Origin of the sequence: Burkholderia sp. Bp9099, assembly GCF_003857805.1 — a bacterium.
GTDB lineage: Bacteria > Pseudomonadota > Gammaproteobacteria > Burkholderiales > Burkholderiaceae > Burkholderia.
This window is the reverse complement of the sequence record NZ_QTPU01000017.1, coordinates 39,207-64,880: the sequence shown is the minus strand read 5'-3', so window position 1 is coordinate 64,880 and position 25,674 is coordinate 39,207. Positions and strand designations below refer to the sequence as shown.

General features: G+C 67.1%; 23 protein-coding genes. 12 read left to right on the top strand and 11 right to left on the bottom strand.

Annotated features, from left to right (window positions below; genetic code table 11):
- Window positions 1-74: 74 nt before the first annotated feature.
- Complete coding sequence (locus DIE17_RS20820) at window positions 75-929, bottom strand: helix-turn-helix domain-containing protein (RefSeq protein ID WP_044843213.1); 855 nt, start codon at window positions 927-929, stop codon at window positions 75-77.
- Between the two features lie 533 nt (window positions 930-1,462).
- On the opposite strand from DIE17_RS20820, the gene DIE17_RS20815 reads away from it, so the two are divergent.
- Together DIE17_RS20815 and DIE17_RS20810 are read left to right on the top strand one after the other, a co-directional pair.
- Window positions 1,463-1,672, top strand: a complete 210-nt coding sequence (locus DIE17_RS20815; protein ID WP_044843214.1) for a hypothetical protein — start codon at window positions 1,463-1,465, stop codon at window positions 1,670-1,672.
- Window positions 1,673-2,024: 352 nt separating this feature from the next.
- On the top strand, window positions 2,025-2,309 hold the full coding sequence (locus DIE17_RS20810; protein ID WP_124520723.1) for a hypothetical protein: 285 nt from the start codon (window positions 2,025-2,027) through the stop codon (window positions 2,307-2,309).
- Window positions 2,310-2,539: 230 nt separating this feature from the next.
- On the opposite strand, the gene DIE17_RS20805 is transcribed toward DIE17_RS20810, so the two are convergent.
- Window positions 2,540-3,187 carry a hypothetical protein gene (locus DIE17_RS20805; RefSeq protein ID WP_124921261.1) on the bottom strand — a complete coding sequence of 216 codons (648 nt, stop codon included), beginning with the start codon at window positions 3,185-3,187 and terminating at the stop codon, window positions 2,540-2,542.
- Window positions 3,188-3,433: 246 nt separating this feature from the next.
- Between DIE17_RS20805 and DIE17_RS20800 the strand changes: the two genes are divergently transcribed.
- The 5 genes from DIE17_RS20800 (at window position 3,434) to DIE17_RS20780 (ending at window position 9,720) form a co-directional block, all read left to right on the top strand.
- On the top strand, window positions 3,434-4,768 hold the full coding sequence (locus DIE17_RS20800) for an FAD-binding oxidoreductase (RefSeq protein WP_124520721.1): 1,335 nt from the start codon (window positions 3,434-3,436) through the stop codon (window positions 4,766-4,768).
- Between the two features lie 60 nt (window positions 4,769-4,828).
- A complete protein-coding gene (locus tag DIE17_RS20795; RefSeq protein ID WP_044843218.1) occupies window positions 4,829-5,923 on the top strand; it encodes a TrkA family potassium uptake protein in 1,095 nt (364 codons plus the stop codon).
- Window positions 5,924-6,065: 142 nt separating this feature from the next.
- Window positions 6,066-7,544 carry a sensor domain-containing diguanylate cyclase gene (locus DIE17_RS20790; protein WP_124488138.1) on the top strand — a complete coding sequence of 493 codons (1,479 nt, stop codon included), beginning with the start codon at window positions 6,066-6,068 and terminating at the stop codon, window positions 7,542-7,544.
- A gap of 311 nt (window positions 7,545-7,855) precedes the next feature.
- Window positions 7,856-9,283: an MFS transporter gene (locus DIE17_RS20785; protein ID WP_044843220.1), complete on the top strand. Its 1,428-nt coding sequence runs from the start codon at window positions 7,856-7,858 to the stop codon at window positions 9,281-9,283.
- A 104-nt stretch (window positions 9,284-9,387) separates the two neighbouring features.
- Window positions 9,388-9,720, top strand: a complete 333-nt coding sequence (locus DIE17_RS20780) for a cupin domain-containing protein (RefSeq protein WP_044843221.1) — start codon at window positions 9,388-9,390, stop codon at window positions 9,718-9,720.
- A gap of 13 nt (window positions 9,721-9,733) precedes the next feature.
- Here DIE17_RS20780 and DIE17_RS20775 read toward each other — a convergent pair whose 3' ends face one another.
- The 3 genes from DIE17_RS20775 to DIE17_RS20765 form a co-directional block, all read right to left on the bottom strand.
- The gene (locus DIE17_RS20775) at window positions 9,734-10,711 is read right to left on the bottom strand and encodes a helix-turn-helix domain-containing GNAT family N-acetyltransferase (RefSeq protein WP_124921260.1); all 978 of its coding nucleotides are present in this window, start codon (window positions 10,709-10,711) and stop codon (window positions 9,734-9,736) included.
- A gap of 138 nt (window positions 10,712-10,849) precedes the next feature.
- Complete coding sequence (locus DIE17_RS20770; protein WP_124520955.1) at window positions 10,850-11,608, bottom strand: SDR family oxidoreductase; 759 nt, start codon at window positions 11,606-11,608, stop codon at window positions 10,850-10,852.
- Between the two features lie 113 nt (window positions 11,609-11,721).
- Complete coding sequence (locus DIE17_RS20765) at window positions 11,722-12,666, bottom strand: LysR family transcriptional regulator (protein WP_124488134.1); 945 nt, start codon at window positions 12,664-12,666, stop codon at window positions 11,722-11,724.
- A gap of 183 nt (window positions 12,667-12,849) precedes the next feature.
- On the opposite strand from DIE17_RS20765, the gene DIE17_RS20760 reads away from it, so the two are divergent.
- A complete protein-coding gene (locus tag DIE17_RS20760) occupies window positions 12,850-14,064 on the top strand; it encodes an FAD-dependent monooxygenase (protein WP_124921259.1) in 1,215 nt (404 codons plus the stop codon).
- An 84-nt stretch (window positions 14,065-14,148) separates the two neighbouring features.
- On the opposite strand, the gene DIE17_RS20755 is transcribed toward DIE17_RS20760, so the two are convergent.
- Together DIE17_RS20755 and DIE17_RS20750 are read right to left on the bottom strand one after the other, a co-directional pair.
- Entirely contained in the window at window positions 14,149-15,549 is a 1,401-nt protein-coding gene (locus DIE17_RS20755; protein WP_124921258.1) for an LLM class flavin-dependent oxidoreductase, read from the bottom strand.
- Entirely contained in the window at window positions 15,546-16,811 is a 1,266-nt protein-coding gene (locus tag DIE17_RS20750) for an acyl-CoA dehydrogenase family protein (RefSeq protein WP_044843227.1), read from the bottom strand. The genes DIE17_RS20755 and DIE17_RS20750 overlap by 4 nt, the downstream gene beginning before the upstream one ends.
- Before the next feature lie 293 nt (window positions 16,812-17,104).
- On the opposite strand from DIE17_RS20750, the gene DIE17_RS20745 reads away from it, so the two are divergent.
- Entirely contained in the window at window positions 17,105-18,343 is a 1,239-nt protein-coding gene (locus DIE17_RS20745) for an SfnB family sulfur acquisition oxidoreductase (protein WP_124488131.1), read from the top strand.
- A gap of 130 nt (window positions 18,344-18,473) precedes the next feature.
- On the opposite strand, the gene DIE17_RS20740 is transcribed toward DIE17_RS20745, so the two are convergent.
- Window positions 18,474-19,412 carry an alpha/beta hydrolase gene (locus tag DIE17_RS20740; protein WP_124488130.1) on the bottom strand — a complete coding sequence of 313 codons (939 nt, stop codon included), beginning with the start codon at window positions 19,410-19,412 and terminating at the stop codon, window positions 18,474-18,476.
- A 61-nt stretch (window positions 19,413-19,473) separates the two neighbouring features.
- On the bottom strand, window positions 19,474-20,577 hold the full coding sequence (locus DIE17_RS20735; RefSeq protein ID WP_124921257.1) for an OpgC domain-containing protein: 1,104 nt from the start codon (window positions 20,575-20,577) through the stop codon (window positions 19,474-19,476).
- Window positions 20,578-20,958: 381 nt separating this feature from the next.
- Between DIE17_RS20735 and DIE17_RS20725 the strand changes: the two genes are divergently transcribed.
- Window positions 20,959-22,113: a porin gene (locus DIE17_RS20725; protein WP_044843230.1), complete on the top strand. Its 1,155-nt coding sequence runs from the start codon at window positions 20,959-20,961 to the stop codon at window positions 22,111-22,113.
- 51 nt (window positions 22,114-22,164) lie between these two features.
- Here the strand turns inward: DIE17_RS20725 and DIE17_RS20720 are convergent, their stop codons facing one another.
- Window positions 22,165-23,076 (bottom strand): LysR family transcriptional regulator, encoded by a 912-nt coding sequence (locus DIE17_RS20720; protein ID WP_124921256.1) that lies wholly within the window; start codon window positions 23,074-23,076, stop codon window positions 22,165-22,167.
- Window positions 23,077-23,214: 138 nt separating this feature from the next.
- Between DIE17_RS20720 and DIE17_RS20715 the strand changes: the two genes are divergently transcribed.
- Window positions 23,215-24,231, top strand: a complete 1,017-nt coding sequence (locus tag DIE17_RS20715; protein WP_124921255.1) for an aldo/keto reductase — start codon at window positions 23,215-23,217, stop codon at window positions 24,229-24,231.
- A gap of 279 nt (window positions 24,232-24,510) precedes the next feature.
- Window positions 24,511-25,251: a sulfite exporter TauE/SafE family protein gene (locus DIE17_RS20710; protein WP_124488125.1), complete on the top strand. Its 741-nt coding sequence runs from the start codon at window positions 24,511-24,513 to the stop codon at window positions 25,249-25,251.
- Window positions 25,252-25,270: 19 nt separating this feature from the next.
- Here DIE17_RS20710 and DIE17_RS20705 read toward each other — a convergent pair whose 3' ends face one another.
- A complete protein-coding gene (locus tag DIE17_RS20705; protein WP_124921254.1) occupies window positions 25,271-25,657 on the bottom strand; it encodes an ester cyclase in 387 nt (128 codons plus the stop codon).
- Window positions 25,658-25,674: the final 17 nt, after the last annotated feature.

Below are 25,674 nucleotides of genomic sequence, written 5' to 3'. Positions count from 1 at the left end.
ACTGAGGAACCTGTTCACGACCGCCGCGCCGCAGGGGCGCCGGCCATGCGAAAGAGGTAGACGGCGTGCGGGAATTACCCGCGTGCGAGCCGCTTCGCGAGGTCGGCGCTGAGGATCGCCATGCGCGCGGGTTTTTCGTAGCAGACGACGTCGAATGCGCGGATCACTTCGCTGATGTCCGCTTCGCTCGCGCGGCCGGTGAGCAGGTCGCCCGTCAGCACGAAGATCGGCGCGCCCGGATTGTCGGACGTGCGCACCGCCTTGATCGCGGTGGCGGCCGTGCTGTCGTCGAACAGCCATTCGGTGACGACCGCGTCGAACGCCTGGCCCTGCAGCGCGTCGACGAACGGTGCGAGGCCGTCGAACGCGGCCGTCGAGAATCCCTGCCGCTCGAGATAGCGGCACAACTCGGTCGCGCTGACGCGATCGGGATCGATCACCGCGACGACGAGCTTGTCGCTCTCCGCGCGGCGCGGATAGATCTCGATCTTGTGCACGTCGTACGCGTTCTGATACAGCACGCCCGTATGGCGCAGCACGCGCCAGCGGCCGTTCTGTTCGTACGCGACGAACTCGGGGCGCGCGCCGGCTTCGAGCGGCGCGCCGATCCAGGCGGTGCACGGAATTTCGGCGACGCCGGCGTACAGGACGGCCTCCTGCGAATAGGCGCCGACCATGCCGGGGTCGAGCGTCTGCGCGCCGAACAGTTGAGCGGCGGGCTCGCCGTAGGCTTCGGCGACTTTCTTGATTTGCGCGAGCGTCCAGGGGCTGCTGCCGCGCAGCTTGCGGTGACCCTGCGAAAAGCTCAGGTCGAGGATGCGGCACAGCTCGGTGGTTTGCTGGCGCTTGCCGATGCCGTTGCGGGTCATCAGCTCGCGCACGCGCTCGGCAACCGCGAGGGAATCCGTGGTGATTGCTTCAGTGGTCATGCTACGGGAACGGATCGTGACGTTCAGAACGACGCCTTGCGGCAGTCTCGGCGGACAGTCTTTACGACGTCCAGGGGCGAGCCGACCGGCCACGCGCGGAAAAGATAACTTTACCGCAAAACGAGTGTCATTCCATGTCGCAATCGGTGCCTTTCTGTGAAAGGTGTGTCACGACGTTACGCTAGATCCACAGGCGTGCGTCAGGCACCACTGGCCCGTTCGCAACCTTCGGACGCGGATCGCGAGACGCCGGGACACGATTCCCCGCCGAGCGGCACGTAATCGCACCGCACTGCCGACGAAATGCACCAGAGCAGGGCGTGTCGGCGACCCGAAGCGCGGCATCGTGCCGCTGCGTCGGCGACAAATTTTTACATGGCGTCCGTGTCGGGCCAGCTGGCCCCGGATCTTACACGCGGATGGTTCGACGGCTTACTCTAATGAAACCGATGGGGATGCTCTGGTCGGGCACGCGCATGAACGCGGCGGAACCCCATGCTACGATTCGCCCGTCTCAAAATAGTGTTGAAGCGATGCAGAAGAAATTTGTGATGCGCGGGTACGAAATGAACTGCGAACCGCGCGTGACGGAGGACGGCAAATATGCCGCCCAGGTCGAGGTCACGAAGCTGGGTTTCAGCCGCGAGGCCGCTTTCCGCAAGCTGGGCGAATTCGATACCGAAGCGGACGCCGTCGCCTACGCGAAAGCATTCTCCGAAGCCTGGTTGAGCCGCTACGCGTAGCGCGTCGTTTGCCCGGGCACGACGGGCGCCGGCTCGACCGGCCGGTGCATGCACTGTGAGCCATTAGGGCGCCGAACGGGCGCCCCCCATTCAAAGCGAAAATCACGAGTGACGCCCGGATGCGCGGCGGGGTCGCGCGCACCTTCTCGCCTTTGCCGCGTGGCGCCGTTGCCGCATGGCGACGCGCCCGGATCGTCGCGCCCGGCAGAAAGGTTCGCGGAAGGCGATGGACAGCCGGCCCGCGATTGATTCCTGATAGTTTCGAATATCCGGGGAAGCGAGTAGATTCATCGCCCGGGTTGTGAGGTATCGTTCGATGCTCGATTGAAGGCAACGCAATTGGAGGCAGCGAATGGCCACTTTGTGCATGCAGATCGTCGTTCTCGGTAAAACTGTCCAGCTCATGTTGTCGTCGGAGCACCGTACCGCCAGGATTTACATCGTCGACGCCGACGCGGGCAGCCATCCGCCCCGAACGATGAGCATCGAACAGTACGTCGACGCCGGCATGACGGACGACGAGATCGCACGGCATGTGCTCGAAGTCGTCACGATGTCGATCGAACAGCTCGCGCGGCTTCAGCCGTACAACCGCACGGTGCGCGCGCAAACGCGTCGGTTGAGCTATCCACACTGATCACCCCGATACCGGTTGCACCGGGATCGTCCCGGCGCGAACCGCGCCTTTCGATCTTCGATAACGTCCATGTGGCGCGATGACCTCGCGGTCATCGCGCCTTCGGCATTGATCAATGAAGCATGGCCTGCCCGACGCATTGCACGGGAAAGTATCGTCATGTCGTCATGATCAGGAAAACGAACGACATCGAAGAACCCTCGAAAAACGACCACCGAATTCGAATCGCCTTACGCCGGCATATACGTGAACGGCTCTCCGTCTTCCCGCTCGACGGACAGCAGCCGCTTGAGCTGATCGAGCGCGAACAACTGCTTGCCTTCCGCGGCCGCTTCGGCGATCGCGGCATCGACGAGTTTTCGCGCGCGCGCGAGGATCACGGATCGCTGACGCGCGATCTCGAGCACCATGCGTTGCTCGATGTTCTGCCGGCTCGATTGCCTGTCGCTCAGGTGACGCCAGCGATCGCGAAGCTCGGCCCAGGTGATGCGCTGGAATTCCGGAATCGTGCAGGGAAGCGTGCCGGTTTCCGCGGGTTCGGGCTGCGCGCGCAATGCACATCGCAGCGCTTCACGCGCGCGCCATTCATCGGAAAACGGTGCATACACGTCGCGCGAGCGGCCGATCGGATTCGCGCGCTCGATTTCCTTTTCGAGCAGGTAGGTCAGCCGTCTCAGTGCGGAACCGTGCGCGAGCATGGCCGGATCGAGCACGCGGATCCCGCGCGATGCATCCGCGACGTGCGCTTTCAGTTCCCACAGCGTCAGACGAAGGTGCTGCACCTCGAGGATCAGGCGCTGGACGTCGGCGTAGGTGCACTTCGTCCACCATTCGGTGAGGTCGTTCAGCTTCGGGGGATCGAATGGGGGGAGGATCATGTTACTGCTGAAGAAATACTGTATGGATATACAGTTTATCGCGCGGTAACATAGCGCCGTCAAGGCGAAAAAACAGGGACGGTCGACGGGCAACCGTCACCGATGGCGGGGCCGCGGCCGCGCACCGGATCGTTCATCGACTTTCCCCCACGTTCGCCCTCCCGATCCTCAATCCGGGCGCCTGTCCGGCGCATGCCATCGCGAACGCCGATGCGTGTGCCGGCGTATCGACGCCAACAGAGAACAATGACGACCACCTATCCGCTGCACGACGCATTGACGCACGCCGACACGGCGTTTCCGGCCGAAGCCGACATCGTGATCGCCGGCGCCGGCATCATGGGCTGCGCGGCCGCCTACTACCTCGGCCTGCGCGGCCTGAAGGCCGTCGTGCTCGACAAGTCGCGCATTGCCGGCCAGCAATCGACGCGCGCATGGGGCTTCGTGCGGCAGCAGGGCCGCGAGTCCGCCGAAGTGCCGCTGATGATGGCCGGCATGCGGATCTGGGAAGGGCTCGAGCAGGCGCTCGGCTTCGACCTCGAATGGCGGCAGGGCGGTTGCCTCTATATCGCCGACAACGACGACGACTGGGCGTCGTTCCAGGCGTGGCTCGCCGTTGCGCGCGAACACGGGCTCGACACGCGCACGCTGACGCGCGCGGAAATCGACGAACGCGTGACCGGGCTGTCGACGCAGGCGCGCACGCTCGGCGGGCTGTATACGGCGACCGACGGGCAGGCCGAACCGCGCCGCGTGGCCGCCGCGTTCGCGGCGCGCGCGACGCAAGCCGGCGCGCGTTTCTTCGAAGGCTGCGGCGTGACGGCGATCGAGACGGCCGGCGGCGCGGTCGTCGGCGTCGTGACCGAGCGCGGCACGATCCGCACGCGGCGCGTGATCTGCGCGGCCGGCGCGACCAGCTTCCGGCTGCTCGACGGCGTCGGCATCCGGCTGCCGCAGCAGGCCGTGCGCGGCACCTGCATGCGCACCAACGTGTTGCCCGACGTGTCCGCGTCGACGATCTGGGGGCACGGCCTCGGCATCCGGCAACGCAGCAACGGCGCGATCAATCTCGCCGACGACATGCAGGTCGACGTCGACCTGACGCTCGGCCATCTGCGCGGCCTGAGCCTGTTCTGGCCGGAATTCTGGTCGCAGCGCGAGAAGTTCCGGCTGCATCTGAATGGCGCCGCGTGGCGCGATGCCTGCGCGCGCATCGGCGGCGGAGGCGGGCCGATCGAGCCGCGCGATCCGCAGCCGCAGCCGAATCGCGCGCATGCGCCGCGCGCGCTCGCGAAGCTGAAGGCGATCTTCCCCGCGCTGAAGGACGCGCAGATCGTCGAGGCCTGGGCCGGCCTGATCGACGTGCTGCCCGACGGGATTCCGGTGATCGACGCGCCCGGCACGCCGTCCGGGCTCGCGATCGCGACCGGCTTCTGCGGGCACGGCTTCGCGATGGGGCCGATCGTCGGGCGGCTGCTGGCCGAATGGGTCGATACGGGCGCGCCGTCGCTCGACCTGGCGGCGTTCCGCGCCGGGCGTTTCGCTGACGGGACGATGGTGCGGCCGCGCAGCATGCTGTAGCGGACGGGCCCGCGTGTTCCCGTCGTAGAATCGAGCCCGCAATCTTCAGGAGATTCCCCGTTGGCAACGCCCTCCGACAAGCGCCGCTCGTTGCGCTCCCGCCTGCGTCGTGCCCGCGATCCGTGGCAGGCGCCGCGTGCGCGCACGCTGTTCACGCGTCCCGCGACGTCGCCGCGGCGCACGCTGCTGTTCCGTCTCGGCGCGGTCGTGGTGCTGTGCATGCTCGCGTTTCTCGTGCTGTATCTCGATCGCGACGGCCTGCGCGATTCGACCAAGAGCACGCCGATGAATGTCGCCGATCTCGTGTACTTCACGATGGTCACGGTCGCGACGGTCGGCTACGGCGACATCGTGCCGGTCACCGCGCGCGCGCGTCTGATCGATGCATTCTTCATCGTGCCGATCCGCATCGGCATCTGGTTCATCTTCCTGGGCACGGCGTATCAGTTCGTGATCCAGCGCGTCATCGAGGAATTCCGCATGAAACGCCTGCAGAAGCAACTGTCCGATCACATCGTCGTGTGCGGCTACGGCCTGTCGGGGTCGATCGCCGTGCGCGAGCTGCTCGAAAGCGGTGTCGATCCGTCGACGGTCATCGTGATCGACGCGCAGCAGCAGGCGCTCGAGGCAGCGACGTCGCTCGGCGTGACGGGGCTGCTCGGCGATCCCGCGCACGAGGATCTGCTGCAGCAGGCGCAAGTGCGCTCGGCGAAGGCCGTGATCATCTCGGTGACCGACGACCCGACCGCGATCCTGCTGACGCTGTCGGTGCGCAGCATCGCGCCCGAGACGAAGATCGTCGTGCGGATCCAGGAGAACCTGTATCAGCGGCAGCTGCGGCAGGCGGGCGCGGACGTGATCGTGTCGTCGACGAAGATCGGCGCGCTGCTGCTCGCGGATGCGGTGCATAGCCGCTACATCGTGCCGTTCGTGAACGACATGCTGTCGACGCGCGGGCGCGCGACGCTGCTGGAGCGCGAGGCATTGCCGCACGAAATCGGCTGCATGACGAACGTCGTGCCGGGCGCGATCGTCGTCGGGCTCGATCGCTGCGGGAAGATCCATTCGTTCTACGAGGATCCGCCGTGCCGGATCGAGGCGGGGGATACGCTGGTCGTGATTCAGTCGGCGCGAATTCCGGATCCGGATGTGTGAGGGACGGTTGTGCAGCATCCCGGCATCGTGCGCCATGCCGCGCGGTGACCGGGGCAACCCCGCTTGATATGTCCCCGCGCGTTATTTAGTATGAGGTAATCGCGTCGTGCGCCGCGCACGAGCGTGATCATCGAGGAGACACATGCAATTCAGGTCGACGGCGCCCTATACCATCGTCGTGATCGGTATCGTGATTGCGTGCGCGCTCATGGGTCTGTGCGTGTTGCAGCTGTTCCAGAGCCGTAACGACGCGCTCGCGCGGGCGAGCGAAACCTCCCGCAATCTCGGCCTGATCGCCGAGCGCGACATCGAACGCAATTTCGAACTCTACGACCTGTCGCTGCAGGCTGTCATCGCGGGGCTTCAACGTCACGACGTGATGACCGCGCCCGCGAGCTTGCGGCGCGCCGTGCTGTTCGATCACGCCATGACGGCAGAGTTTCTCGGCTCGATGCTGGTGCTCGACGCCAGCGGCAACATCGTCCTCGATTCCGCCGGCGACGAGCCGCGTCACGGCAATTTCGCCGATCGCAAGTATTTCACCATCCACCGCGACAATCCGGACGCAGGGCTCTACGTCAGCGATCCGTTCATATCGCGCCTGCGAAGAGGCTCGCCCAGCATCGGGCTCTCGCGGCGGATCTCGAACCCGGACGGCTCGTTTGCCGGCGTCGTGCTCATTGCGGTCAACCTCGAGTATTTCCACCAACTGTTCGCCGGCCTGTCGCTTGGACAGCACGGCTCGATCTCGCTGATCGGCAACGACGGCGTGATGGTGATGCGCCAGCCGTACGACGTGCATACCATCGGGCGCAACATCAGCAAAGCCGCGACCTTCCGGCGATTCCAGACCGCGCCGGAGGGCTCGTTCTCTGAAACGTCGTCGATCGACGGCGTGCGCCGTCTCTATTACTTCAAACATCTACCCAAGCTCCCGCTGATCATCATGGTCGCGGAAGCGGAGCAGGATATCTATGCGGCCTGGCGGCACCGCGCCGTGACGATCGGCGCGCTGGTGGCGACGTTCGGCGCCGCGTTCATCGGGGTGTCCTTCATGCTCGGCACGCAACTCCGGCGCCGGATGCGCGCCGAGTCGGAACTCGTGCTGCTCGCCCGCACCGACGGTCTCACCGGCCTGAACAATCGCCGCAGCTTCGCGGAAGTGCTGGACCGCGAATGGCGCCGCGCGCGGCGCGCGCGATCGGTGTTCTCGTTGCTGTTCGTCGATGTCGACCGCTTCAAGGCCTACAACGATACCTACGGCCACCAGGCGGGAGACGATGCGTTGGCTGCGGTTGCGCGCTGCATCGGCGACAACATTCGCCGGCCGGCCGACACCGCAGCCCGCTATGGCGGAGAGGAATTCGTCGTGCTGCTCCCCGATACCGCCGAGACGGGTGCCGCCCAGATTGCCGAGCGGATTCGCGCGGCGATCGACGAGCTGCCGCTCGAACACGCCGGCAGCGAACACGGGCACGTCACGGCCAGTATCGGCCTGGCGAGTTGGACGCCCGAGCACGATGCCGAGGCCGAGGCCGTGATCAAGGCTGCCGACGAAGCGTTGTACTACGCGAAGGCGACCGGCCGGAACAAGGTCGTCGCGTTTCAGCCGCCGGCATGACGCGTGGCGCGACACGCAGGCGCGTGGCCGCGCTCGAATTGCCTCGAGCCCGCCGCGGTCGCGATTGCACCTGCGCGTGCCTGCCAGGCGTATGCGTCCGCGAAACTTTATGACGTGCACCGAATAATTTATCGGTTTATATCGGTTGGGAATGCCGGATCGCGGGAACAGAATCGTCGCTTCCGGAACCCGAATGCCTGTGTGTCGACGCTCCAGCATCCACTTTTCATGTGATGGCGAGCGTGCATGCACGTGTCGGGTTCCTGTCTCCATGTGGACATCGCCGGCCATGCGGCGAACAAGGGAATGCGATGAGTTCGATCGATCTGAACGCAGTCACGCCGGTTTCCGCGCCCATCCGCTCCGCGAGCGATGTCGCGCGCCTGATCAATACGACGGACAGTTCCGTCAGCCACGCGCGGATGATCGTGCTGCTCGCGCTCGGCGGCGTGTTTCTCGACGCGTACGACCTGACGACACTGTCGTACGGCATCGACGACGTCGCGCGCGAATTCGGCCTGACGCCCGCGCTGACGGGGCTGGTCGGCTCGGCGATCATGATCGGCACGATCTTCGGCAGCCTGATCGGCGGATGGCTGACCGACAGGATCGGCCGTTATCAGGTGTTCATGGCCGACATGCTGTTCTTCGTCGTCGCGGCGATCGCGGCCGGGCTCGCGCCGAACGTCTGGGTGCTGATCGCCGCGCGCTTCGTGATGGGGCTCGGGGTCGGCATCGACCTGCCCGTCGCGATGGCGTTTCTCGCGGAATTCTCGAAGTTCAACGGCCGTGGCAACAAGGCATCGCGGCTCGCTGCGTGGTGCCCGATGTGGTACGTGGCGTCGTCGGTGTGCTTCCTGCTGATCTTCGGCATGTATTTCCTGCTGCCGGCCGAGCATGCGGGCTGGCTGTGGCGCGCGTCGCTGATCTTCGGCGCGGTGCCGGCGCTCGTCATCATCCTGGTCCGGAATCGCTTCATGAACGAATCGCCGTTGTGGGCCGCGAACCAGGGCGACCTGGCCAATGCCGCGCGCATCCTGCGCGAGTCGTACGGCATTCACGCCCATGAAGCGGACGACGCGCCGCGCGAGCCGAGCCCGCCGCCCGTGCGGATTCGCGTGCTGTTCCAGCGTCCGTATCTCGGCCGAACGATCGTCGCCAGCGTGATGAACCTGTGCATTCCGTTCGAATACACGGCGATCGCGTTCTTCCTGCCGTCGATCCTGTCGCAGTTTCTCGGCGCGGGCGTGTTCGAGACGATCGCGGCGTCGCTTGCGCTGAACGTGCTGTTCGCGTTGACCGGCGGCTTGCTGGGCATGCGTCTCGCGTATCGATATCCGTCGCGTCACGTCGCGATCGCGGGCTTCGCGCTGCAGTTCGTCGCACTCGTCGCGCTCGCGCTGGCGGGGCATCCGCACGGCGCGTTCGCGATCGGCCTCGTGCTGCTGATGCTTGGTACATGGCTGTTCGCCGAAGGTTTCGGGCCGGGTGCGCAGATGATGATCTATCCGACGCTGTCCTATCCGGCAGCGATCCGCGGCACCGGTGTCGGCTTCGGACGCTCGCTGTGCGGGATCGGCCAGGCGCTCGCGCTGTTCGTGCTGCCGATCCTGCAGGCCCGTCTCGGCACGGACATGTTCTGGGTCGTCGCGGTCAGCGCGGCCACGCCGATCGTGTTCCTGCTGATCGTGCGTCATGAACCGACGGCGCGCGATATCGACGCCGAGGCGGCCGCGTGAATGCAGCGCTTGCCGGAACCCGCAAACAAGTTCGCCGCAATGCCGGCCTTCGCGCTACATTGGCGTCATTCGCCTTCAGCCGAAGGCCGACCCGGAGTCGAACCATGCAACGCCAGACCGGCAACCTGTTCAGCCTCGAAGGTGCGCGCGGCGACGACGAGCGCGTCGACGTGCTCGTCGCGGGATCGCGCCTGAACGTCGAGCGGATCGTGTCGATGGGGCACACGAGTCCCGATGGATTCTGGTACGACGATTCGCGTGCCGAATGGGTCGTGCTGCTGTCAGGCGCCGCGGTGCTCGAGTTCGAAGCGGACGCGACGCTGCACGACATGCGCCCCGGCGATTACGTGCTGATCGAACCGCATTGCCGGCATCGTGTCGCGTGGACGCATCCTGAAGAACGGTCGGTCTGGCTCGCGATCTATCACGATCGATGAAACGTGCGGCGACTTATCGACCTGGCCGCCGCCGGCTGAAGCGCTGCTCGACGACGTTGGTTCCCCATTGCGCGCCCTCCGATTCGCTGGTCAGCGCAAAACCGAACGATTCATACAGGTGGCGTGCCGAATCCAGCCCCTTGAACGTCCACAGGTAGGTCTCGTCGAACTGCTGCTCATCGACGAAATGCATGGCGCGCGTCATCAGTTCCCGTCCGATCCCGAAGCCACGCAATCCATCATCGACGATGAACCACCGCAAATGTGCGATTCCCGTGGCTTTATTCCCGTCTATCGCGACCGACGCGAGCGCGCGGCCGTGTTCGGCATGGAGCCACAGAGCCTTGCCCTCGGCCGGCAGGGTGCCGGCAAATTCCGCGAGTTCGGTCGCCACCTTTTTCTCGAAGAAAGCGCCGAACCCCCAGTGTTCCGAATAGAAGCGCGCGTGAAGGCTTGCTATGTCGCCGATACAGCCGGGCTGGTAGCCGTCGACGATCTGCGTGGTGTCCGCTTTAGGCGTGCGCGCGTCGGTGGCATTGTCTTGCGCGAGCGCATCGCTATAAAGCGCGAGGGCGCGGACGAGAGTTTGCTGGTCCGCCGGAACCATCCGGCGTAACGCATTCGACACCTGACGTGTCGCAAACTGGTCGATCTTCTTGCGCAGTTTCTGCCCGTCGGCAGTCAGGTACAGCTGCGTCGCACGCGCATCGTCGGGCGAGATGCGGCGCGTCACGAAGCCGGCCGTTTCGAGCCGCGAAAGCTGCCTGCTCGTGTTCGATTTATCCAGACGCAGAATGCTGCCCAGATCCTTCGCGCTGATGCCGGGCGCCATGCCTATCTCGAGAACGGCGTGAACGGCAGACGGCGCCAGATCGCTGTCGGCCAATGTCGCCCGCATGAAACCCAGTTCGCGAACCAGTTTGCGCGAGAAGTCCCGAAGCTCGAGGATCGTCGCTTCGCGCGTCTTCGACGGAATATCGATGAGGTCCATGGCGAGCCCGGGAAAGTTGCGTGTCGCAAGTAATATTAGTTGCGACACGCAACTTGTCAAGGACGAGCGGCGCCGGGGAGCCGGGCGACGTGCCCGGCATCGCGGCCCGGCGCGGCAGAAACGGCGCGGCGCCGGGCTTTATCCCCGTCCCACGAACGGCATCGTCGTCGCCATGATCGTCATGTTCAGGATGTTCGTGTCCAGCGGAAGAGTCGCCATCTGAACGACCGCATTCGCGACATGCGTGACGTCCATCCGCGCCTCGGGCGCCATGCGGCCGTCGGCCTGCAGCACGCCTTCCGTCATGCGATCCGTCAGCGACGTCGCCGCGTTGCCGATGTCGATCTGGCTGCACGCGATGTTGTATGCACGGCCGTCGAGCGCGAGCGACTTGGTGATGCCGGCCACCGCATGCTTGGTGGCCGTGTACGCGATCGTGTTCGGGCGCGGCGTATAGGCGGAGATCGAGCCGTTGTTGATGATCCGGCCACCCTGCGGCGTTTGCGCCTTCATCAGGCGCCACGCGGCCCGCGCGCACAGAAAGACGCCCGTCAGGTTCGTCGCGACGACGTCGTTCCATACGTCGAACTCGTGTTCGTCGAGCGGCACGGCCGGCGCATTGCGCCCGGCATTGTTGAAGAGGACGTCCAGCCGCCCGAACCGCTGCGCGATCTGCGCGAATGCGTGTTCGACCGACGCTTCGTCGGTGACGTCGGCCGGAAACGCGTGTGCGTCGCCACCGTCGGCGACGATCGCCTCTTTCGTTTCACGCAGCGAGGCTTCCTTGCGTCCGAGCAGCGCGACGGCAAATCCGGCGTTCGCGAGCGCGATTGCCGCGGCACGACCGATGCCGGATCCGGCGCCCGTGACGGCGGCGAACTTCTTCGAGGCAGACATGGCTTGATTTCCTGCGGGTTGGATGAGGAAAGCGGCGGCGGGCGCGCGATGGACTCGCCGCGCCGGTCGAAGCGACATCCTACCGCGCACGCCGGATTTCGCGACGCGAGCGGCTATGCCTTGCGCGTCGGCGCGGCCTTGCGTCCACGCGTTCCGGCTTCCGCGAACAGGCTGACCACGACGTCCCTGAGCCACCGGTTGCCCTCATCCTGATTCACGCGCGCGTGCCACAGCATGTGGATCGGCGCGCCCGGCAGCGTGACCGGCAACGCGCGCCAGCCGAGCGAAAACGGCGCGGCGAGCTGCAGCGCCAGGTGTTCCGGCACGGTCGCGATCAGGTCGGTGCGCTGCAGGATATAGCCGACGCTCATGAAATGCGGCACCGTCAGCCGCACGCGGCGCTTCACGCGGCGGCGCTTCAGCCATTCGTCCACCTGGCCGTGACCGGTGCCGGCCGACACCACGACGAGATGCTCGGCCGCTCGCCATGCGTCGACGGTCAGCGGCGCGTCCTCGAGAGGATGCCCGCGCCGGAACAGGCACACGTATCGCTGATCGAACAGCCGGCGCTGATAGAACCCGCCCTGCAACTGCGGCAGCAGGCCGATCGCGAGATCGACGCGGCCGTCGGCCATCTCGTCGGCGAGATTGACGCTCGTGTTGCGCACCGTATTGAGCGCGATGCCCGGTGCCGTGCGCGACAGGTGTTCGAGCAGCGCGGGCAGGAACACGACTTCGCCGATATCGGTCATCCCGATCGTCATCGTGCGCGATGCGCGCAGCGGATCGAAACCGGTCTCGGGGTTGAGCGCGGCATGCAGCGTCGACAGCGCGTGCGCAACCGGTTCGGCCAGGCGCAGCGCGAACGGTGTCGGCACCACGCCGCCCGGCCCGCGCACGAACAGCGGATCGCCGAGCCGGCGGCGCAGCTTCGCGAGCGCGTTGCTGACGCCCGGCTGGCTCATGTTCATCTGCTCGGCGACGGTCGACACTCGCCGCTCCTGCATCAGTCGCTGAAACAGCAGCAACAGATTGAGGTCGATCTCGCTCAGTTCCATGGTTCCGGGTTGTCTCCGATCATTCCGTTTGGTGATGAGGCAGATTCCCTGCATTTTATTGTGGGATAAGGGGGCGCTGCTGAAAATACCGATACGGCGCTCGCATTCGACAGGCGCGCCGGGCGGGGCACGCGCACCGCGGTCTCGACCACTCACCATCTGAATATCGGAGACACGTTCATCATGCAGACGAATCTGAGGATCGCGATCGTCGGGGCCGGCATCGGCGGCCTGACGCTGGCGCTTGCATTGCGCGAGCTGGGCATCGACGCGCAACTGTACGAGCAGACCGACGTGCTGCGCGAGGTGGGGGCAGCCGTCGCGCTGTCGGCCAACGCGACGCGCTTCTACGAACGGATGGGATTACGGCCGGCTTTCGACTCGGTGTGCGCGGAGATTCCCGGCCTCGTCTATCGCGACGGGCGCAGCGGCACGGTGATCGGGCATCATCGCGGCGAACCCGACTATCGCCGGCAGTTCGGCGGCGCGTACTGGGGCGTGCATCGCGCGGACCTGCAGGCGATCCTGTCGAAGGCGGTCGGTGTCGAGCAGATTCATCTCGGCCATCGGCTCGTCGATCTCGCGCAGCATCCGGATCGCGTCACGCTGAGCTTCGCCAATGGCGCACGCGTCGACGCCGATCTCGTGATCGGCGCGGACGGCGCGCGTTCGATCACGCGGCGCTGGATGCTCGGCTACGACGACGTGCTGTATTCGGGGTGCTCGGGCTTTCGCGGCGTGGTGCCGGCCGAGCGGATGGACCTGTTGCCCGATCCCGAGACCATTCAGTTCTGGGTCGGGCCGCACGGCCATCTGCTGCACTATCCGATCGGCGACAACGGCGACCAGAACTTCCTGCTGGTCGAGCGTCATCCGTCGCCGTGGCCGTCGCGCGACTGGGTCATGCCGGCGCAAGAGGGCGAGCAGTTGCGCCTGTTCAAGGACTGGCATCCGGCGGTGGTGCAGATGATCACCGCGGTGCCGATCAGCCAACGCTGGGGGCTGTTCCACCGGCCGCCGCTCGGCCGCTGGAGCCGCGGGCGCGTGACGCTGATCGGCGACGCCGCGCATGCGCTGGTGCCGCATCACGGGCAGGGCGCGAACCAGTCGATCGAGGACGCGATGGTGCTGGCCGCGCAGCTGGCGAAGGCCGGGCGCGGCAACTGGCGCGAGGCGCAGGAAGCGTACGAGCGGCTGCGGCGCGGCCGCACGCGCAAGGTGCAGTACGCGTCGATCTCCGCGGCCGACGTGCTGCATCTGCCCGACGGGCCGGCCGCGCAGGCGCGCAATGCGCGTCTCGGCGAGCGCGACAGCGTGCTGCATCACCTGAACTGGATTCACGATTTCGACGCGCTCGCCGATGAACCGAACGAGCGGCAGGGCGGGACGTGGCTGTGAGCGGCAGGGCGCGGTGCGATCGGCGGCAGCGCGACCGGTGATCGGCGCGGCAGTTGCACGGTCGTTCGTCGGGGCGGCTGGCCGTCACGCGTAGTCGGCCACCTGTTGCGCGTCGCGCTTGACCTGTTCGATGTCGCGAAACCGCGCGGCCGGATGGTTGTCGGGCAGCCGCGCCGACGCACCGAACAGCTTCTCGCGCAGCGTGCCCGGCGCATATTCGGTCGGATAGACGCCGCGCCGCTGCAACTCCGGCACGAGGTAGCGCACGATGTCCTCGAAGGTTTCGTGCGCAACGGCATACGCGAGATTGAAGCCGTCGACGTCGGTCGCGGCGACCCATTCCTGCAGGATGTCCGCGACGGTCTGCGCGGAGCCGACGAACACGGGCCCCATCCCGCCGATGCCGCCCCACGCGGCCAGTTCCTCGATCGTCCACGCGGTATCGCCGCCGGCCAGATGCTCGACGGCCGACACGATCGCGTTCGTCTCGACGCGCCGGACGGGATCGGTCGGCGCGTACTGGCCGAAATCGATGCCGGTCCAGCCGGACATGAACACGAGCGAGCCGTCGTACGACACATAGCGGCGGTACTCGTCGAACTTGGCCTGCGCCTTCTCGTCGGTCTCGTCGACGATCACCGTGACGAGGTTGTAGATCAGCACGTCGTGCGGGTCGCGGCCCGCGGCGGCGGCCTGCGCGCGCACGTCGGCGAGATAGCGCGCGAGTTGCGGGCGGGTCGGCGCGGCGACGAACACGCATTCGGCGTGCTGCGCGGCGAACGCCTTGCCGGGGCCGGACGCGCCGGCCTGGAACAGCACCGGCGTGCGCTGCGGCGACGGCTCGCACAGGTGATAGCCGGGCACGTCGAAGAAGCGCCCCTTGTGGCCGATCTCGTGCACCTTCTCCGGATGCGTGAACACGCGGCCGTCGCGATCGCGCACGACCGCGCCGTCTTCCCAGCTGCCTTCGAACAGCTTGTACAGCACCTCGACGTATTCGGCCGCGACCGCATAGCGGTCGTCATGGGTGCGCAGTCCATTGTCGCCGACGTTCTTCGCGCCGCTTTCCAGATACGACGTGACGATATTCCACGCGAGCCGGCCCTTCGTGTGATGGTCGGCGGTCGACAGCCGGCGCGCGAACGTGTACGGATGCTCGAACGTCGTCGACGCGGTGATGCCGATACCGAGATGCTCGGTCGCCGTTGCGATCGGCGCGGCGAGCTGCAGCGGATCGTTGACGGGGATCTGCGCGGCCTGGTGCAGCGCGTGGTAGTTGCTGCCCTGGTAGACGTCGTAATAGCCGATCACGTCCGCGATGAAGATCGCGTCGAAGATCCCGCGTTCGAGCACTCGGGCGAGATCGGTCCAGTAGTCGAGATCCTTGTACTGCCACGAACGATCGCGCGGATGCGCCCACAGGCCGGGTGACTGATGGCCGACGCAATTCATTTCGAACGCGTTGAAGCGGATGGTCTTGCTCATCGCGCCGCTCCCGTTTCCGTGCCGGCTTGCGCACCTGCACCGTTGCCGACGCGCCAGACGAACGGTGGCGTGCGTCCGTTGATGACCCAGTCGCCGACGATCCGCGCCTTGTAGACGAGCGGATTGTGCGATGACACCGTGCGCGCGTTGCGCCAGTGACGGTCGAGCGCGGTCGTGCTGCGCGTCGCGGATGCGCCGAGCGCGTCGAACAGGCGCGTCGCCGCGCGCAGCACGAGTTCCGACACGACGAGCTGGCTCTGCGCGGATTCGATTTCGGCGGCGACGTTGGCGGCATGTTCGGCTTCGTCGTCGCCGCCGAAGCGTGCGACGTACGCCTGCTGCAGCGGTTGCGCAGCGCGCAGCGTGAGCGCATCGGCCGCATAGGCCCACGACGCGATTTCGCCGATCACCTGCTGGAGCTGCGCATCGTCGCCGGCGCGCGCGGCGTTGCCGTGGCTGTACACGCGCGTGCGGCCGCGCACGAGCTCGCCCGCGTCGCGCACGATCGCATGGCCGATGCCGGCCAGCGTGGCGACGTGGAACAGCTGGTAGAACGCGGTCTGGTATTTGAAGCGGCGTGCGAAATCGATCACGTGGTCGGCGTCGACCGCCGCATTCTCGAAGCGCGTCGTGCCGCTGCCGGTCGTTTTCTGGCCGAAGCCGTCCCAGTCGTCTTCGAGTATCACGCCGGGCTGCCCGGTGGCGATTGCGACGATCACGTCGCTGCCATCCTCTTCGCGCTGCGCGAACACGTCGATCCAGTCCGCGAACAGGCTGCCGGTGCTGTAGAACTTCCGGCCGTTCAACACGAGCCGGCCGTTTTGCTCCGATACCTTGGTGATCGTCTGGCCGAGCGGAACGTCGCCGGCCTCCGACCACGCATTGCCGACGAGCTGGCCGCTCGCGAAACGATCGAACCACGTCGTGCGCTGCGGCCCGGGCGGCGCGTTCAGCCAGTCCTCGACGAACGCGAAGTGGCCGCGCAACGCTTGCGGCAGATTGGAGTCGGCGGCGGCGAGTTCGGTCAGCAGCCGGAACAGCTGCGGCAGCGACGCGCCGGCGCCGCCGTCACGCACCGGCAGCCGTATCGCGCCGAAGCCGGCGGCCTTGAGCCAGCCGATCGCTTCGTACGGCAGTTCGCGGCGGCGTTCGCGCTCGGCGGTGCCGGCGGCAATCCGGTCGAAGATCGGCCGGAACCGGCTCGCGAGCGCGTCGTAGTCGGTGCCGGTGGACAATTCGGTATCTGCGTGCGACGAAGTCATGCGGGGTTCCTCGTAGGGCGGGGCCGTTTGCACCGGGAGCCCAGTATAGGAAGCACGACGCGCACGTTCCAATAACGGATTCGCAGATCGTTATCGTCGCTGCGCATTACGCGAACGGCGCCGTGAAACGTCGACGCCAGGGCGTCGATTGCGACGCCGAAGCGCGGAAGCGGATGCGGTGCCGTGCGATGTCGTTTGTTATCCGAAGGAATATCGTTACGAGAATCGCTCGGTTTGCCGGCCTGCGGCGCGCTGCTAGATTGAGTGCTTTCGTGATTCGACAGGAGAGCCCGATGTCAGATACGAGCGCGACGATTCAGGACCGGCCGGCCGACGCAAGACCGCAGGTGGCCCGCGTGATCGCCGACGACGCGCAGGCGATCGCGGTTGCGCAGGCACTCGCGCAACGGCTGGCCGAAGGGGCGGCCGAGCGGGACCGCGAGCGCCGGCTGCCGCGCGACGAGATCGAATGGTTCTCGCAGTCGGGGCTGTGGGCGATCACGGTGCCGAAGGCCTACGGCGGCGCGGGCGTCTCGAACGTGACGCTCACCGAGGTGATCAAGATCGTCGCGGCGGCCGATGCGTCGCTCGGGCAGTTGCCGCAGAACCACTTCGGGCTGGTCGACGTGATCGCGCTGACCGGCACCGATGCGCAGAAGCGCCATTTCTTCGCGGAGATCCTGAGCGGCAAGCGCTTCGGCAACGGCTTCTCGGAGAAGGGCACGAAGCACGTGCTCGACCTGAAGACGCGCGTGCGGCGCGACGGCGACGACTATGTCGTCGACGGCACGAAGTTCTATTCGACCGGCGCACTGTTCGCGCATTACGTGCCGGTGCTCGGCCTCGACGATGCGCAGCAGGCATGGCTCGCCTACATTCCGCAGCCGACGCCGGGGCTGACCGTGATCGACGACTGGTCGGGCTTCGGGCAGCGCACGACCGCGAGCGGCACGGTGGTGCTGGACAGCGTGCGCGTGCCGGCTTCGCATGTGTTGCACGCGCAGCGCGTGTCGGACGAGCCGACGCTCAACGGCCCGCTGTCGCAGATCATTCAGGCGGCGATCGATGCCGGCATCGCGAAGGCCGCGATCGCCGATACGGAGGCGTTCGTGCGCACGCGCACGCGGCCGTGGGTCGACAGCGGCGTCGAGCGGGCGGCCGACGATCCGTTGATCGTCCGCGAGATCGGCCGTCTGCACATCCAGCTGCATGCGGCGGAAGCGCTGCTCGAACGTGCGGCGCGCACGCTCGACGAGATCGGCGCGCGCGGCACGGTGACCGACGACGATGTCGCGCGTGCATCGGTCGCGGTCGGCGAGGCGAAGGTGTTGACGACCGAGATCGCGCTGCTAGCGGGCGAGAAGCTGTTCGAGCTGGCGGGCACGCAGTCGACGCTCGCCGAACACAATCTCGACCGGCACTGGCGCAATGCGCGCACGCACACGCTGCATGATCCGGTGCGGTGGAAGTATCACCTCGTCGGCAACTACTACCTGAACGGCGTTCGGCCGGCGCGTCACGCGTGGAATTGAATCGGGCGCGAGGCAGCGCGACAGCGCGGCGCGCGCCTTGCGCCGGTGACGCCGGCGCAGAGTAGGAAGCGGCGTCAGGTGATCGTTGTGCGGTTGCCTGACGCGTCGGCCGGCTCCATTACGTCACGCATTACTTCACGCATTCCAGCGCGTACTTCAACCCCGACCCGAGCACCCCGCGCCACACGTCCCACGTGTGCCCGCCATCGACGATGCGCAGTTCGGCCGGGTTCTGCGCGCGGCGCAGCTGCGTGTACAGCACGCTCGATTCGGCCTGGATCGTCAGGTCGTCGTCGCCGGCCGCGATGAACATCGGCACGCGCCAGTTGCGCGCGAAATAGCCGCGCATCAGGGCCGGGTAGTTCAGCTCGTGCCACACGCGCGGGTCGAACTGCCGGTCGCCGAACACGCCGACATAGCGCGCGGCGGAATTGAGCGGCGGCTCGTTCGCGTAGATCGCGGGGCTCAACAGCATCGCGCCGCAGAACAGGCCCGGTTCGAGCAGCGAGAAACGCAGCGCGCCGAAGCCGCCCATCGACACGCCGCCGATCGCGCGGCCCGCGCGTTGGTTCGACACCGCGAAGTGCGCTTCGACTTCCGGCAGCAGGTCGTTCAGGAACGCGCTCTGCATCTTCTCCTTGCGGTCGACGTACCAGTCGGTGCCGCCTTGCGGCATCACGATCACGACGGGCGGGATCTCGCGGCGTTCGATCAGCGTGTCGGCCGTGGCCTGCAGCCGGCCCTGCGTGATCCAGTCGTTTGCATTGCCGGCATTGCCGTGCAGCAGGTACAGCACCGGGTAGCGCGCGCCTTCCGGGTTGTAGCCGGGCGGCAGGTAGACCGTGTACGACCAGTCGCGCTTGAGCGACGCCGACCGGAACGCGCGCAGCACGACGCTGCTGCCCGGATTCACCGGCGGTTCCTGGGCGGCCGGCGCCACCGTTGCGGGCGGGACGATCGCGGGCGCGGACGTCGCCGGCGCGGCCGCGGGCCCGCCCGGCGTGGCGTGGGCAGTGGCGATGGAGCCGGCGATCAGGGCGACGGCGAACGGAAGGGCGAGTCGGCGCATGGCGAAGCGTTTCAGGAGAGGCGCCCGCTATCGTAGCAGCGGCGCGTGACGGCGCGGCACGTCATCGCCGCGTACGGAACGGGAACGACAGCCGCGACACCAGCGGCGCATAAAGCTTCGCGACGAGATACAGCAGGCCCATCGCGACGACGTCGGCGGCCAGGCCGAGCGGCACGTCGAGATAGCCTTCGGTCGCCTGGTAGAGCAGCGAGTCGACCGCGAGCGAGATGCCGGTGCCGGCGACGAAGCACAGCAGCCCCTGGCGGCCGATCGTGCCGATCCACGGTATCGCGTGCGCGACCTTCTTCATCCACCCGAGGTGCACGAGCTTGGCCGCGAGCCACGCGATCGCGAGGAAGTTCGCGAGCCGCAGCGCGCCGAGGTTCTGCTTGATCGACGGATCGGTCGGGAACGGCTCGACGCGCAGCCGGTAGTACGCGCCGGCCGCGACGATCGCGAGCGACACGGCCGTCAGCAGCCAGCCCTGGGGTTTCGGCGCGAGCGTCTGGTAGACGGGCTGGCAGCGCGCGATCACGCCGAGCACGAACAGGAACTGCCACGCGAACGGGTTGAAGTCCCACGGCGCGCCTTCGACGGTCGGCAAGAAGCGCGCGACGTGCGGCGCCGCGTACCAGAGCGAGCCGCTGAACGCGAGCATCAGCCACGGCTGGGTGCGCGCGAGCGGCAGCGCGAGCGGGACGAGCAGCGCGAAGAACGCATACATCGGCAGCACCGACGCGAGATACGGCTGGCGGCGGAACAGCAGGATGTCGCGCAGCGCGGCGAGCGGCTTGTGGAGCAGGCCGTCGAGATCGTTGGTCGGCATGTTCGGGCCGTCGATCGAGAACGCGTTCAGCACGGCGGTGATCAGCAGCATCAGGCCGGCCGTCACGAGGAATGCGCGGTAGATCTCGAACGCACGGCGGATGAAACGCTGGCGCGCGGCGGCCTCGTCGTGGCGCTCGGCGAGCGAGTTGTACGCGATGGCGGTCGCGAAACCGCCGAGGAACACGAACACCTCGGCCGCATCGCACAGCGCGTACGCATGCAGCGTCACGCGCGACAGGATGCTGCCGCCGATGTGATCGACGACGATCACCAGCAGCACGAGGCCGCGGAAGAAATCGAGTTCGGCGTAGCGGCCGGCCCGGGCGGCGGCGGTCATCGGGCCGCCTCCCGGCGCGCGCCGCGTGCGCGGCCGGCACCTGCCGCGCATGAATCGGGGTGAAGCATGAATTCGTGAAGAAATGACGAACGGATGCGCATTGTGCCACCGATACGGTGCCGTCCGGGTTTACGCGGATAGCGGGCCGGCCGGCCGCTGCCGATAAGCGTGCTCATGGCATCGGAAAAACAGGGCAGTTGGACGAGCGCAACGCTTTGCTGGCCGCGCCCACGCCCCGATGGACGGGCGGTTTGCGACGTGACACCATTTTGTCCTCGCGGCCGCACACCGCGCAGTCCGCCCTGCGGGCCACCTCTATAAAACAGACCAAACAATTGCCGGGCGAATGGCCTGCCCGGCACCCGGCTCCGGAGATCCGTCATGAAGAAGCACGTCATTTTTGCCGCCGCGCTGGCTGCTTTCGCCGCGCCGGCCTTCGCGCAGGACAGCGTGACGCTGTACGGCCTGATCGACGAGGGCTTCAACTACACGAACAACGTGAGCGTGAACGGGGTCGGAAAAACGAATTACCAGCTCGCGAGCGGCTATGCGCAGGGCAGCCGCTGGGGCCTGAAGGGCAGCGAGGACCTCGGCGGCGGGCTGAAGGCGATCTTCACGCTGGAAAACGGCTTCGACGTGAACAACGGCCGGTTCAACCAGGGCGGCCGGATGTTCGGCCGCCAGGCGTTCGTCGGGCTGAGCGCGTCGCGCTTCGGCACGCTGACCTTCGGCCGCCAGTACGATGCGGTCGTCGACTATCTCGCGCCGCTCACCGCGAACGGCAACTGGGGCGGCACGCTGTTCTCGCACCCGTTCGACAACGACAACACGGACAACTCCTTCCGCGTCAACAACACGGTCAAGTACGCGAGTCCCGACTGGAACGGACTGTCGTTCGGCGGCACCTACAGCTTCAGCAACAGCACGGGCTTCTCGACCAACCGCCAGTACAGCATCGGCGCGCAGTATTCGCTGGCCGGGCTGCAGGTCGCGGCCGCGTATCTGCAGGCGAACAGCCCGGGCGTCGGCAATGCGGGCGCGATCGCGGCCGACGACGCGAACTTCGTCGCCGACCGCCTGCGGATCTTCGGCGGCGGCATCAACTATACGTTCGGTCCGGCGACGGTCGGCTTCGTCTATACGAAGACCGACGTGAAGAACCCGGTGTCGACCGTCTACCTGCCGGCGTCGACGTTCGACGGCCTCGGGCTCACGGCGACCAGGTTCCAGAACTTCGAGATCAACGGCAAGTACCAGCTCACGCCCGATTTCTATCTCGGCGCGCAGTACGTGTATACCGACGGCAAGTTCGACGCCGCAGCCGGTTCGTTCAAGCCGAAATATCACACCGTCGGGCTGATGGCCGACTACAGCCTGTCCAAGCGCACCGACGTCTACCTGCAGGGCGCATGGCAGAAGGTCGCCGGCGACAAGACGGGCACCGCGGCCGACGGCGGCTACGTGGTCGGGACGGACGGTCCGTCGTCGTCGGCGAACCAGTTCGCGGTGCGCGCCGCGATCCGCCACAAGTTCTGATGCGCTTGACCGGCCGGCGCCCGGGGTGGGCTGCCCTGGCGCCGGCCGTCGTCATTGCGCCCGGTGCGCGTCGTCGAGCGTGTGCGCGAGCCAGTCGACGAAGATCCGCACGCGCGGCGCCAGATGCCGGCCGTTCGGAAACACGACCGACACCGGCAGCGGCGCCGCATGCCATTCCGGCAGCACCTCGACCAGCGAGCCGTCTTCCAGCAGCGGCGCGAGCCCGTCGCGCGGCGCCTGGATCAGCCCGAGGCCCGCGAGGCAGCACGCGAGATACGCGTGCGAGCTGTTCACCGCGACCACGCTGCGCATCTTCACGGTCTGCAGCGCGCCGGAATCCATGTCCGCATATTCCCAGTCCAGCTCGCGGCCCGTGCGGCTCGAGAAATAGCCGACCGCGAGGTGGTCGGGCAGATCGTCCGGCGAGCGCGGCGTGCCGTATCGCGCAAGATACGCGGGCGACGCGCAGTTGATCTGCGCCATCTCGCCGACGCGCCGCGCGACCAGCGACGTGTCGGACAGCACGCCGACCCGCACCGCGCAGTCGATCCCGTCGGCGACGAGATCGACGAAGCGGTCGGTCGTGCTCAGCACCACGCGCAGGTCGGGATAGCGTGCGTGGAAATCCGGCAGCGCCGGAATCACCTTGTCCAGTGCAAAGCGCTCGGGGAGGTCGACGCGGATCAGGCCGCGCGGCGACGCACCGGCTTCGTCGAACAGCGTCTCGGCGTCGTCCAGGTCGGCCAGAAGTCGCGTGCAGCGCTCGTAGTAGGTCGCGCCTTCCGCGGTCAGCGCGACGCGCCGCGTCGTCCGCTGCAACAGGCGCACCTTCAGGTGCTTCTCCAGGTACTGGACGGCATTGCTGACGGTCGGGCGCGGCAATTGCAACTGCTCGGCGGCTTTCGTGAAGCTGCCGAGGTGGGCGACGCGCGCAAAGATGCGCATTGCATGCAGATGGTCCATGCGGGGCGGAAACGTGACGGATCGGGAGGCTCCATTGTTAATCAGCGTCGAATGATTTGGTTGGGCGTTTCGCGTTTATCGCGCGCCGCATTACGCCCAGAATCCGGTTCATTCACTCACAACCGCGAGGAAACGGACATGGACAAGCGTCAACTGGGCCGCACGGGCCCGCAGGTATCGGCGATCGGGCTCGGCTGCATGGGGATGTCGGATCTCTACGGGCCGGCGGATCGCGACGAAAGCGTCGCGACGCTGCACGCGGCGCTCGACAACGGGATCACGCTGCTCGATACCGGCGACTTCTACGGGATGGGCGACAACGAGATGCTGATCCGAGACGCGCTGCGCGGCCGCACGCGCGACCAGGTGCTGATCAGCGTGAAGTTCGGCGCGCTGCGCGATCCGGCCGGCGCGTTCGTCGGCTACGACGCGCGGCCGCAGGCGATCCGTAATTTCGTCGCGTATTCGCTGAAGCGGCTCGGCACCGACCACATCGACATCTACCGGCCGGCGCGCGTCGATCCGGCGGTGCCGATCGAAGAGACGGTCGGGGCGATCGCCGATCTCGTGAAGGCCGGCTACGTGCGCCACATCGGCCTGTCGGAGGTCGGGGCCGACACGATCCGCCGCGCGGTGGCCGTCGCGCCGATCGCCGACCTGCAGATCGAATACTCGCTGCTGTCGCGCGGGATCGAGACGGACATCCTGCCGGTGTGCCGCGAACTCGCGATCGGCGTGACGGCCTACGGCGTGCTGTCGCGCGGGCTGCTCGGCGGCGGCTGGAGCGCGGCGCGGCAGGGCGAGCGCGATTTCCGCGCGGCCAGCCCGCGGTTCCAGGGCGGGAACCTCGCGCACAACCTCGCGCTGGTCGACGCGCTGCGCGCGATCGCCGACGAGAAGGGCAGCAACCCGGCGCAGATCGCGATCGCATGGGCGCTGTCGCGCGGCGACGACATCGTGCCGCTGATCGGCGCACGCAAGCGCACGCAACTCCAGGACGCGCTTCAGGCATCTAAATTGCAACTAACGGTCGATGATCTCGCCCGCATCGAAGCGGCGGTTCCCGCCGGGGCGGCTGCCGGCGAGCGTTATCCGGCCGCGCAGATGGCGCACCTCGACAGCGAGCAGGGACGGGGGCCGGCGCACGGTGCCTGAACGGCGCGCATGGCGGTGCGACGGGGCGACGGGGCAACGGGGCGACGGGGCAACGGGGCAACGGGGCAACGGGGCGATGAGGCGATGAGGCGATGAGGCGATGAGGCGATGAGGCGATGAGGCGATGAGGCGATGAGGCGATGAGGCGATGGGTGGCGGGGTAGCGGGGTGACAGGCCCCGCCGGGCGGGCCCGAGCCAGCCTCAGGCAAAGCCAGATGGCCGACGGCGTGACGGTGGTTCACCATCGGCGCCGTATTCAACCGGACCGAACCCCCGCCATGCAAACGCATACGCTGACGATCATCGTGCTGGTCTTTCTGCTCGCCGGCGCGGTCAAGGGCATGATCGGCCTCGGGCTGCCGACGATCGCGATGGGGCTGCTGACGCTCGCGATGTCGCCGTCAGCCGCCGCGAGCCTGCTGCTCGTGCCGTCGTTCATCACCAACGTGTGGCAGTTGTGGCTCGGCCCGTCGTTCGGGCCATTGCTGCGGCGTTTGTGGCCGCTGCTCGCCGGGCTGACGCTCGGCACGCTGACGGGCGGGCTGCCCGCGCTCGCGGCCGGCAGCGCGTGGACCCGTGCGGCACTCGGCATCGTGCTGGTCGCATACGGCGGCTGGGGCCTCGCCGCCGCGCGGCTGCCCGCGCCGGGCCGTCACGAAAAGTGGCTGTCGGCCGCGGTTGGCTACCTGACGGGCGTCGTGACGGCCGCGACCGGCGTGTTCGTCGTGCCGGCCGTGCCGTACCTGCAGGCGCTGCGCCTGTCGAAGGACGACCTGATCCAGGCGCTCGGGTTGTCGTTTACCGCGTCGACGATCACGCTCGGCCTGCAGTTGCGCGTGACGGGCGCGCTGCAGACGGTCGATCTCGGCGTATCGGCGCTGGCACTCGTGCCGGCGCTCGCGGGGATGATCGGCGGGCAGTACGCGCGACGCGTGATGAGCGAGAAGGCGTTCAAGCGCTGCTTCTTCGTCGGGATGATCGCGCTCGGCGCCTATATGGCCGTGTCGGGGCTGCGGTAAGCCGTGACGGCCGGCAGCGTCACAGCTGCGCTTCGATCGCGGCCTTGTCGATCACAGACCAGACCTGCCGGATCCTTCCGTCGTGAAATTCGTAGAAGACGTTTTCGGCGAACGTGACGCGCGTGCCGTCGACGGCGAGCCCCATGAAGGTCCCTTTCGGCGCACAGGCGAAGCGCAGCCGGCATGCGATGCGCGGCGGTTCGCACACGAGCAGCCGGACCTCGAAATGGAGATCCGGAATGTCGCGGAAATCCTGCTCCAGCATCGCGCGATAGCCGGCCAGGCCGAGCGGCCGGTGGTTGTGGATCACGTTGTCGGCGACGTACCGGCCGAGCGCCGGCCAGTCCTGCCGGTTCAGGCAGTCGATGTAGGCGCGATAGTGCATCGCGAGTTCGGGTCCGGTCATGGCTGCGATGTCTCCTC